10 protein-coding genes are annotated in these 11,345 nt (G+C 36.2%); all 10 read left to right on the forward strand.

Annotated elements, in window-relative coordinates:
* Positions 1 to 264 precede the first annotated feature (264 nt).
* The 10 genes from VNZ46_RS00005 (at position 265) to VNZ46_RS00050 (ending at position 11,137) form a co-directional block, all read left to right on the forward strand.
* A complete protein-coding gene (locus tag VNZ46_RS00005) occupies positions 265 to 636 on the forward strand; it encodes a hypothetical protein (RefSeq protein WP_325558001.1) in 372 nt (123 codons plus the stop codon).
* 214 nt (positions 637 to 850) lie between these two features.
* Complete coding sequence (locus VNZ46_RS00010; RefSeq protein ID WP_325558002.1) at positions 851 to 1,237, forward strand: response regulator; 387 nt, start codon at positions 851 to 853, stop codon at positions 1,235 to 1,237.
* Positions 1,234 to 2,313 (forward strand): sugar transferase, encoded by a 1,080-nt coding sequence (locus VNZ46_RS00015; RefSeq protein WP_325558003.1) that lies wholly within the window; start codon positions 1,234 to 1,236, stop codon positions 2,311 to 2,313. Before VNZ46_RS00010 ends, VNZ46_RS00015 begins: the two co-directional genes overlap by 4 nt.
* Before the next feature lie 50 nt (positions 2,314 to 2,363).
* Positions 2,364 to 3,044 carry a TolC family protein gene (locus VNZ46_RS00020; protein WP_325558004.1) on the forward strand — a complete coding sequence of 227 codons (681 nt, stop codon included), beginning with the start codon at positions 2,364 to 2,366 and terminating at the stop codon, positions 3,042 to 3,044.
* Positions 3,045 to 3,070: 26 nt separating this feature from the next.
* A complete protein-coding gene (locus VNZ46_RS00025; protein ID WP_325558005.1) occupies positions 3,071 to 5,212 on the forward strand; it encodes a lipopolysaccharide biosynthesis protein in 2,142 nt (713 codons plus the stop codon).
* Between the two features lie 44 nt (positions 5,213 to 5,256).
* The gene (locus tag VNZ46_RS00030; RefSeq protein ID WP_325558007.1) at positions 5,257 to 6,762 is read left to right on the forward strand and encodes an O-antigen ligase family protein; all 1,506 of its coding nucleotides are present in this window, start codon (positions 5,257 to 5,259) and stop codon (positions 6,760 to 6,762) included.
* 305 nt (positions 6,763 to 7,067) lie between these two features.
* Positions 7,068 to 7,523, forward strand: a complete 456-nt coding sequence (locus tag VNZ46_RS00035) for an acyltransferase (RefSeq protein WP_325558008.1) — start codon at positions 7,068 to 7,070, stop codon at positions 7,521 to 7,523.
* 40 nt (positions 7,524 to 7,563) lie between these two features.
* On the forward strand, positions 7,564 to 8,760 hold the full coding sequence (locus tag VNZ46_RS00040; RefSeq protein WP_325558009.1) for a glycosyltransferase: 1,197 nt from the start codon (positions 7,564 to 7,566) through the stop codon (positions 8,758 to 8,760).
* A gap of 1 nt (position 8,761) precedes the next feature.
* On the forward strand, positions 8,762 to 9,943 hold the full coding sequence (locus VNZ46_RS00045; RefSeq protein WP_325558010.1) for a glycosyltransferase: 1,182 nt from the start codon (positions 8,762 to 8,764) through the stop codon (positions 9,941 to 9,943).
* Positions 9,944 to 9,991: 48 nt separating this feature from the next.
* Complete coding sequence (locus tag VNZ46_RS00050) at positions 9,992 to 11,137, forward strand: glycosyltransferase family 1 protein (RefSeq protein WP_325558012.1); 1,146 nt, start codon at positions 9,992 to 9,994, stop codon at positions 11,135 to 11,137.
* Positions 11,138 to 11,345 lie beyond the last annotated feature (208 nt).

Consider the following 11,345-nt stretch of genomic DNA (forward strand, 5'->3'; position numbering starts at 1 on the left):
TGCAGAAAAGCATGACTTTTTCTTTTAACGGCACTTTTAGATGAATTTTATCATTGGGGAGATATGACCTCAGCTGATTTTGAAATATGGGGAAAATACTCGCCTATATATAGGTCGCCTATCCCACTTAATGTGCAGACGTTCTTTTATACAGAGACAGAAAATTAGCTTTCTGGTTTGTTAACTGGTGATTATGAAAATATTCTCCGGACAATGGTCATCTTGGCTTGATTTTTTGCTGCTTGTTTATGTAAACAACGCCATATGAGAAAAAATTACTTATTGTTATTCACTCTTGTTTTTTGCCTTTTTAGCTGTAAAAAAAATGGACTTAACGATCCTTTGTCTGAGGTAGTTTTTAATAAAGAGGGAGTACTTCGTGTAGAGTGTAATCAATGTGTAATCAATTATACAATATATGATCAAAAGTATCAGGCCAATATCGACAGTGGGAGTAAAGATCTTTCATTTTCTTATCTGGATGATGCACAGTTGAAAACCCAACTGCTTTCTAAAGAGGATCAAAAAGTAAGGATGGTAATTATCGATGCTTCTGGTAGGATAATTTCTAATGAATTGAAGGATTTAAACCAGGGTCAGATCCAGGAAAATACATTTAACATTAAAGGAAATTAATACGAAGAATTGCTGCTTCAATCGCGACTTAATTTAGGCTTGATTAATTTTTTAACAACGATGATAAATTGGTTAAATTGTAATAGATAAATTTGTTATGTTTACAGATAAAAGAGGTATTTTTAGCTTACGTAGTAAATATCTGATATTTACCACTGTTGTGTTAAAAGGGCATGAATTATTAGCAAAGTCTCTTAATATTAAACAACAAAACATGGAGAGCGTCAAAGAAAAGACCAAGAAAAGTATATTAATTGTCGACGATGAACTCAGTATACTTAAATTACTGAGCTTTATATTATCTTCGGAATATGATCTTGTGATCAAAAAAAGTGGTATTGAAGCCATTGACTGGCTGGAAGAAGGAAACGATCCCGATTTAATCATTTCAGATCTGATGATGCCCTATTTTGATGGTAGTACACTAATTCGTAACCTCAAAATTAGTGGCTTTTACAGAAATACGCCAGTCATTTTACTTTCCGGTTCTGATAATTTGGAAGAGAAAGTAAAAGAAATGCCTTTCAAGATTGACCATTTCATGGAGAAACCCTTCAATCCAGCCGAACTAAAAAATCAAATCGCCCAACTTATACAATGATGACAATTTCTGCAATCGACAAGCCACAGATCAATGCCAAGATCGTATACTTTGGAAAGCTGCTTCGAAGTATTATTTCTGAGGAGTTTAATGCTCACATTGAGTATTTGGATGACCAAAAAAGCTTTAGGCACTATTTTGATAATCAATCGCTGTTAAGTATTCCCGATATTATTTTAATAGAGGTTGATGACAATCCCAATTGTTTCGAACAAGTAAGATATATTAAGGAAAATCCTTTTTTTCAGGGATTGATCATTGTGCTTTTAGGAGTTAAAGAAAATCGGGAATGGAGAAGGGAAGCGCTTGATTTAAAGGTGAATGACTATTATACTTATCCTTTTCCACTGGAAGATTTCTGCGAACGGCTTAATTTTCTCGTTAAATTTAAACTGATCAAACCTAAGTTAATGGAATTGGCTCAACAGACCGAGCAAGTATACCAGGTTCCATTAAGTAAAAGGATTTTTGATGTGATCGTTTCTGGCTTGGCATTATTCTTTCTTTTCCCTTTGTTCTTAGTTGTTGCTTTACTCATCAGACTGGAGTCTAAAGGTAAAGTGATTTATAAAAGTAAAAGAGTGGGAGCAGGTTATAAAATATTTGATTTTTACAAATTCAGGTCGATGAGACAGGATGCCGATCAGATGTTGAGTTCTATGGCAGATTTGAACCAATATGCATCGGAAGGTGACAACAAAAGTGGGAAGACTGCCTTTGTCAAATTTAAGAATGATCCTCGCATAACAAAATTTGGATCTTTCTTAAGAAAAACCAGTATTGATGAACTGCCTCAATTGATGAATGTGTTTGTCGGTGACATGTCATTAGTAGGTAACAGGCCTTTGCCATTATACGAGGCGGAGCAGCTCACTACGAATGAGTGGTCTACCCGATTTTTGGGCCCGGCAGGTTTAACCGGTTTGTGGCAGATTAGTAAACGGGGACAGAAGGAAATGTCCGAACGCGAAAGGAAGGAGCTTGATAATTATTATGCAAATAATTATTCAGTTCTTTTAGACTTAAAAATAATATTAAAAACCATTCCTGCCCTGATCCAAAAGGAGAAGGTTTAACTTATAAAGTTAGTTAAGGAAATATTAAAATACCTAAAAGATATAAAAACATGAAAACACTCTTTAAAATTACTTTAGCATCTCTCATCTTCACCAGCATCGGCAGCTATGCTCAGGAGTCAATTATAGGTGAGGTAAAGTCATCTGACCTGGATAAATATATTCAACTGGCCCTGGAGAACTACCCGAAGGTCAAAGTAATGGATGAAAGTGTCAAAAAAGCAAAGACCGATGTTTCTAGTAGTGCTATATCTTACCTTGACCTGTTTAATGCGTCTTATTTTTACAGACCTCAATCCAAGACGGTTTTGGATCCTGTTAACCCTTATAATGTGAATGGATTTCAGTTTAGTGTAAATTTGAATCTTGGAAATTTTCTTCAAAAACCTTACGCTGCAAAAAAAGCAAAATCTGATTATAAAATTGCACAATTACAAGCGCAGGACTTTAGGTTAACTCTGGCTACAGAGGTTAAAAAAAGATATTATGCTTATATCCAGCAACTAAATCAGCTTAAAATTTATACACAAAGTGTGCAGGACAACAAAAATGTGGCCGATAACATGAAATATAAATTTGAGAAAGGTGAAGTACCGTTAGATACCTACAACCAATCCAGAATAAACTTAACCAGTGCAAGCACAGAAAAGATTCAGACGGAAGTAGCCTTACTTAATGCTAAAGATGCATTAGAAGAGATTATTGGGATGAAGCTTTCTGATGTTAAATAATAATTAATAAAATCTTATATTTGTAGATGGACATTAAAGCATTTTTAAAACTTCTTAATAAGTATAAATGGATTTTAGTCTTGGTTCCACTCACGGCAGCTGTAATCACTTATTTTTTGGTTCGCAAGCTTCCTAAAGAATATGCTTCTGAGGCACAGATCGCTACAGGTATTGTAGACCAGTCTAAACAAGTTGTTGTAGGATCAAATCAAAATGCTGATTATTTTAAAGTTAACCAGCAGTTTGCCAACATTATTGAAAGAATGAAAATGCAGAGGATCATGAGTATCCTGTCTTATCACCTGATCCTGCATGATCTGGAAAACCCGAAAACAGCTTTTAAACCTTACAGCAAGATTATAGACTCATTGGGATCTGCTAATTTGCAGGAGGTTATAGGGATATATAGGGAAAAGCTCTTAAAGAAAGAGGTTCTTGCAGTAGGAGATAATCATAATAAGTTTAAGCTTTATGATATCGTGAGCTCTATGGGCTATGACGGCGAGAGTATTCAAAAGAAGCTGAATATCTACAGGCCAGATAATAGTGATTTTATAAATGTATATTTTGCATCTGTAAATCCTCAGCTGTCTTCTTTTGTTGTCAATACTTTATCTGCAGAATTTATTAACAACTATGGACAGGATGTTAATGCTAACCAAAATAATTCCATAGAGTTACTTGATTCTTTATTAAAAAAGAAAGAATTAGCAATGAACCAGAAAACGGCTGCTCTAAAGGAATTTAAGATGAAGAACGGGGTTCTGAATCTCGATAAGCAGTCTGAGATGGTTTATTCCCAAATTTCACAGAATGAGGAGCGTAAGGCTCAGGCCATCCGTGATATCCAGTCTAATCAAAAAGCAATCGCCGATATTAATGCTAAATTGCGGGGCAATGGTGATGCATTTATGGGAGGGAACACAACAGGTGATAATAAAACTATTGTTAGCCTTAAAAATCAATTGAAAATTGCAAATGACGCTTATATAGATGGTAATTTTAAATTGAGTGACAAGAAAAAAGTAGATTCAATTAGTAGGTTGATTGACCGGGTAAGTGCTCGTATATCAGATAATAATGTTACCGATCCACAGGCATCTAAACAAGGGTTGATCCAGCAAAAATTGGCTTTGGAGACCACAGTAAGTCAGGCACAGGGTAGTATCCGGTCTATCGATAACGAACTGTCTATGCTTAAAGCGAAATATAATACGATGGTGCCCTTTGATGCGGGGATTCAAAATTATGAACGGGATGCAGAATTGGCAACTAAAGATTATATGACTTCCCTGGATACCTATAATCAAAATAAAACTCAGCAAAATGTTGCCCTGAAATTGCAGATCGCTCAGGTTGGTCTCCCTGGATTGGCTTTGTCTTCGAAGAAGGTAATGTATATTGCATTAGCAGGAATTTCGAGTTTCTTTATTTGCTTTTTCTCTGTATTTATTCTTTTCCTTTTGGACCACACAATTAATAACAGACAGCAATTGGCTTATGCGACGAAATCACCTGTTTTAGGTCATTTGAATTATATAGAAAATACAGACCGGAATATCAGAAATATCTGGAAAGACAATAAAGATCAGGAGTACTCTACTTTTAAGGATTTGCTGAGGTCATTGAGATTTGAAGTGGCTGAGGCTTTTGCGAAGGAGGGTAAGAAAATATTAGGTGTAACCAGTCTGGAGGAAAATGAAGGAAAGTCTTTTATTGCAGGAAGCCTGGTTTATTCCTTCGCTATGATGGGTAATAAGGTCCTTCTGATTGGCGGGGAAACAAAAGTTCCAATGTCAGATTCCAAAGAGATTGCCATGCGGCAGGATTTTCAAAGTTTTTTGGTAAAAAGGGAAATCCAGATTGAAGATCTGATTACTGTTTTGAATAAAAACGATGCTAGCTCTTCTTTACTTGAAATGCAGAATGTAAACAGTTTGAAAAAAGGTTTTGAAGTTTTAAAGGAGCAGTTTGATGTTATTGTAATTGATGTGGATAGCCTTAAGGAAATTAATAAAGCGAAAGAGTGGCTGTTGTTCACTGAAGTAAATATTGCTGTATTTGAAGCTGGCAGGGCCGTAGCAGATGAAGAAAAAGAACTGATCAAATATATCCGGGAAAAACCAGGTTTTATAGGATGGGTTTTGAACAAAGCTAAATTGGCTTAGGTAAGCTGTTTCATTGAGGTTAAACGGAAAATAAAAAAATATCAATGATCCAGTTTTTATCTTCCTTATCGCAAACTAAGCGTATATGGGTTATATCCATCATAGGACTGATCATTTCAGTTGTGGTCAGTATATTGACCTATATGAATCCTGTGGCACCTGTAGTGCTTATGCTTGCTGTATTTGTTATTGCCTACATTATCTTCTTATTTAGAGATCCTTCCATAGGCATGGTCGCATTGATTATTTATTGCTTTACTTTTGGAATATTTGGTAGAGAAGTTGGGGGATTGCCTTTTGGGATTGGAATAGAAGTGTTTTTATTGCTGGCCTGGTTTACAATTGGAATTTTAAATAGAAAATATAATTGGAAGATACTGGACAATTCGCTGAACAAGCTCATGCTGGCCTGGTTCTTAATCAGTGTGGCAGAGATTGCCAACCCTGCTGGTGCCAGTATTATGGGCTGGCTCCAGGAAATCAGAAGTACAGCCCTTTTCCCGCTATTATGTACGCCCTTGGTTTTTCTTCTTTTTAATTCAAAAAAGAAGATGGATATGGTTCTGATCTTATTCATTTGCTTGTCCTTACTCGCTACACTAAATGGGATTAAGCAGCTGAAAATTGGTCTTTCCCCCGGAGAACAGAAATTTTTAGATGACGGGGGAGCGTTGACCCATTTGATCTGGGGACAGTTAAGAGTGTTTTCTTTTTATAGTGACGCTGGTCAGTTTGGTGCATCTCAGGCTTCATTTGTACTGTTAACTGCGGTATTGGCCTTAGGTCCGTTTAAAAAATGGAAAAGAGTATTATTGGGTTTGGCTGCATTATTGACTTTTTATGGGATGCTAATTTCCGGAACCAGGGGAGCATTGTTTGCTTTAGTTGTCGGAGCATTTTTTGCGGTGTTTCTAACAAAAAATATTAGAGTGCTGGTGATTGGATCTGTTGTCCTTTTATCGTTTTTATTTGTATTAAAGTATACGAACATAGGGAACGGAAATTATCAGATTATGAGGCTGCGTACAGCAGTGGATCCAAAAGACGCTTCACTGAATGTTCGTTTTATGAACCAGCAGGTTATTGGCGAATATTTAAAAACAAGACCGTTTGGAGGTGGTTTGGGTGTTATAGGGAATTGGGGAAAGATCTACAATGGAGACAAATTTTTGTCTACAATAGAGCCCGACAGTTACTGGGTGAAGATTTGGGCGATGTATGGAATCGTGGGTTTTATTCTTTGGTTTTGTATGATCATGTTCATAATGGGGAAATGTAGCGGGATTATCTGGAAGATTGAAGACAAGGGCTTAAGGTATAAGAACATTGCGATGTTGGCAACAGCTGCCGGCTTGTTTTTTTGTAGTTATGGAAATGAGGTAATGAACTCCATGCCTTCTGCACTGGTTACTACCATTTGTTTTGCTTTTATTTATCTAAGCCCTGGACTTGATTTACAGAAGAAAACAGAAGAAATGAATAATTCAGAAAACAATACAGAAGAAGAAAATATTTATTCAAAAGTAAAGGAGGTAGGCAATGCCGTTTGAACTTTTTATAATCCCAGGCCTGATTTGTTTTGCAATTGCTTTTTTTAAAGAAATCAAGAATAAGTAGATGGAATTACTTTGTAGCTATTGAAGCGTTCTTATGAATGAAATTTTAATTTATAAATGACTAATGCCAGCATATGTCCTTAAAAGATAAGATAAAGTCGAATCCGAAATTAAAAAAAATAGCCCACTGGTTGTTGATCCCAAATAATGATCATCGGCCGCGCTTATGGGTAAGATTGTTTATCAATCCTTTTAAGCATAAAAAGGGGCCAGGCAGTATCATAAGATGTAGTAGCAGAATGGATGTTTTTCCTTTTAATAATTTTCAACTTGGAGCAAAGTCAACCATAGAGGATTTTGCAACAATTAATAATGGAGTGGGAGATGTCCTGATTGGAGAGGGTAGTATGATCGGAATCGGTAGTGTTGTTATTGGTCCCGTAGAAATAGGTAATAATGTAATGTTGGCTCAAAACATCGTTGTTTCGGGGTTAAATCATGGTTATGAAGATGTAACAATACCTCCAAGTCTTCAAAAGGAGATCCGAAAACAGATTATTATTTCAGATAATGTTTGGATTGGAGCCAACAGCGTGATTACTGCAGGCATCACAATAGGCAGACATTCGGTTATAGGAGCGGGTAGCGTGGTGACCAAAAACATACCAGATTACTGTGTCGCTGTTGGAAATCCAGCTAAAATCATTAAAAGATATTCCGCAGAAACTGGGACATGGGAATCTGTAAAGAATTAAGTTATATAATTACCTGTAGACAAATTGATAATTGTACTTTATGCATAACAGAGACTTCATAATTATTGGACAACAAGCCTGGGATACCACAATTGGTAGCAATTGTAAAAATATTGCATTGGAGCTGTCACGGCACAATAGAGTACTCTATATCAACTCTCCATTGGACCGGGTTACATTGTACAGGGACCGGGCGAATCCTAAAGTGAAAAAACGCCTGGAAGCCATTAGGAATAAAAGAAACGAATTGGTCCATGTCCAGGAAAACTTATGGAATCTCTATCCAGACTGTTTGGTAGAATCTATTAATTGGATTGGCAATAGTTCCTTTTTTGATTTTTTCAACAAAAGGAATAATTCCAAATTTGCGGAATCTATCAGGGAGGCCATTGAACAACTTGGATTTAAAGATTATATTTTGTTCAATGATAATGAAATGTTTAAAGGGTTTTATCTGAAAGAGTTACTTAACCCTTGTTTGAGTATTTATTATTCCAGAGATTATATGCTTGCCGTGGATTACTGGAAAAGACACGGAGCTAAACTTGAACCTTTACTGATTGCTAAGAGTGATATTTGTTTGGCCAATTCGCTTTATTTGGCAGAGTATTGTAAATCTTATAATGAAAACTCGTTTTATATTGGCCAAGGCTGTGAGCTGGAACTTTTTAAGATTAACGAAAATGCAATAGCGCCAAAAGAACTTGAAAATATAAGTAAGCCTGTTATTGGTTATGTTGGTGCATTGGAACACATCCGGCTGGATATTGAATTGATAAAACATATTGCCCTGAGCCGCCCAGATTGGACCGTTGTATTGGTTGGCAGAGAAGATGAAGCTTTTGTGAGCAGCGATCTGCATCAGATAAAGAATATCATCTTTACCGGAATAAAACCTGTTGCCGAATTACCGCTATACATACAATTTTTTGATGTATGTATTAACCCTCAGTTGGTTAATGAAGTTACAATTGGGAACTATCCGCGTAAAGTGGACGAATATCTCGCCATGGGTAAACCGACTGTAGCTACTGCAACAAAGGCTATGGAGATTTTTAGTTCGCATGTTTATCTGGCAAATGGAAAAGAGGAATATGTTCAGCTTATTGAAAAAGCCATTGTTGAAGATTCACCCCGGTTACAGACTGAACGGACCCAATTTGCTTCTACACATACCTGGGAAAATTGTATTAAAGAAATTTATAAAACAATTGAACTGATTACCGATAAAAAATAATATGAATTTGTTATACTATGTTTTTTTTGCTGTTCAGATATTGGTAGGAATACATTTTCTTATGCCCTTGTTCTTCTATATTATAAGTCTACTTAAGAAAAAAAAGACTAATGTCGAGGTGGGCGGCGAAGCCGATTACGCAGTTATTGTTACCGCTTATCTGCAGGTTACGCAAGTTCCTTTTGCTGTAAATTCCATTTTGAAAGCCAATTACAACAATTATATCATTTATGTCGTTGCCGATAATTGCGATGTGAGCGGCTTGCATTTTGAAGATCAGAGGGTAGTGGTCTTGCGGCCTGAAGAGGTTTTGGCGAGTAACACTAAATCACATTTTTATGCCATAAACAGGTTTAAAAGACCTCATGAGAGGTTAACTATTATAGATAGTGACAATCTTGTACATCAGGAATACTTTAATGAGCTGAACAAAGTATTTGACCAGGGGTATGAAGCAGTACAAGGTGTTAGGGCGGCTAAAAATCTCGATACTACCTATGCCTGTTTAGATGAGGCAGGGGATATTTATTATAGGCTTGTGGATAGAAAACTGATGTTCGAAGCAGGTTCCTCTGCAGCTTTGTCTGGTTCTGGAATGGCTTTTACTACAGCCTTGTATAGAAATTGCCTTGAAACTACGGAAATCCTCGGTGCGGGTTTTGATAAAATCCTCCAGTATGAAATTATAAGCCGGGGTAAGAGGATCGCTTTTGCAGAACATGCGGTTGTTTATGATGAAAAGACCAGTAAAACAGATCAACTGGTCAATCAGCGCTCAAGGTGGATAAATACTTGGTTTAAATATCTTTTTCTTGGTGCTAAAATGATGATGCGATCTATTGGGAGGGTGGATTGGAATCAGTTCTTGTTTAGTACAATGCTGTTAAGGCCACCATTGTTTATGCTCATTATGATTTCGTTTTTGTTTTTTATCATTGACCTTTTTATAATGCCGGTTTTCGCTCTGTATTGGGTGCTTTGTGTTTTCTTCTTCATTGCAGCTGTTTTTTCTGCTTTATCTTATTTTCAGGCTGATGGGAGGATCTATAAATCTTTAAAAAACGCCCCTAAATTTATATATTTTCAAATTTTGGCATTATTAAAAGCCCGGAGAGCAAATCAAATATCAATAGCGACTGAACATTATCATGAAGAGAAGATAGATGATTCAAATAAAGTATAATTGAACCTGTAATTTCAATGGACAACTCTAAAAAAGAAATTAACAAGAATGAAAAGAAAGCTTAGGATAGGAATTGAGGTGCAACGTCTTTTTAGGGCAAAGAAGCACGGAATGGAAGTCGTTGCCCTGGAATTGATACGTGAAATACAAAAACTAGATCAATATAATGAGTATATTCTATATGCGAGGAATGATGCTGATGATCATTGCGTAGAAGAAACAGCTAATTTTAAGATCAAAAGACTTGAAGCAAAGTCTTATCCAACCTGGGAACAGTTTACTCTGCCAAATGAGGTGAAAAAAGATAAGCTTGATTTTCTTCACTCGACCTGTAATACTTCGGCCCTTCGTTTATCTGTACCATTGTTGCTAACGTTACACGATATTATTTATCTGGAGAAAACGGATTTTAAAGGTACCTCATACCAGAACTTTGGCAATTTATACAGGCGTTTCGTTGTTCCAAGAGTTGTTAAAAAGAGTCAGTTGGTTATTACAGTATCGAATTATGAACGAGAAGTTATATTAAATAAACTAAGGTTACCCGATCATAAGGTAAAAGTGATTTACAATGCGGTAAGCCCGAAATTTAATGTTTCTTATTCGAAAGAAGAATTGGAAGCCTTTCGTTCAGCCCATGATTTACCAAATGAATTTATTCTTTTTCTTGGAAATACAGCACCCAAGAAGAATACTGTAAATGTCATTAAGGCTTATGCAGAATATAAGTCAAATGTCCCGAACGGTCTTCCATTGGTTATTTTGGATTATGATAAGGCGCTGGTTAATGAGTTGCTGGTTAAATTAGGAAAGGATACCCTGGCATCAGATTTTATTTTCCCCGGGTATATACCATCGGAAGAAATGCCTTTACTTTATAATATTTCAAAGCTATTCTTATATCCATCATTAAGAGAGAGTTTTGGACTCCCTATTTTGGAGGCTATGGCTTGTGGGGTACCGGTAATTACTTCGAATACCTCTTCCATGCCAGAAGTGGCATTAGATGCAGCGGTGTATGTTAATCCTACGAATTACCTTGAGATTAAAGAAAAGATAGCAGAGGTTCTTGGCAATGAAGAACTACAGGGAGAAATGAAAAGAAAGGGACTAGTACGGGCTTCGGATTTTACTTGGAAAGCTGCTGCAGAACAATTGCTGGCAGTATACAATGACATTGCTTTAAAACAATAGTTTGTAGATATGTTTTTGACGCGGGATTTTTAAGAAAGATATGAATAGGAAAAAAGCCATTTTTAGGATATTTGGAATATTCGTACTTGCATTTAGCGGAACTACTATATGGAAATTTTTTCAACTTAATAAAGTACCAGATTTAAAAAATTTAGAAAAAAACAGAAAATTGATCGCTGAAATTGCAGAGACGATTATCCCAGTGGGT

Source organism: Pedobacter sp., from assembly GCF_035566355.1.
Classification (GTDB): Bacteria; Bacteroidota; Bacteroidia; order Sphingobacteriales; family Sphingobacteriaceae; genus Pedobacter.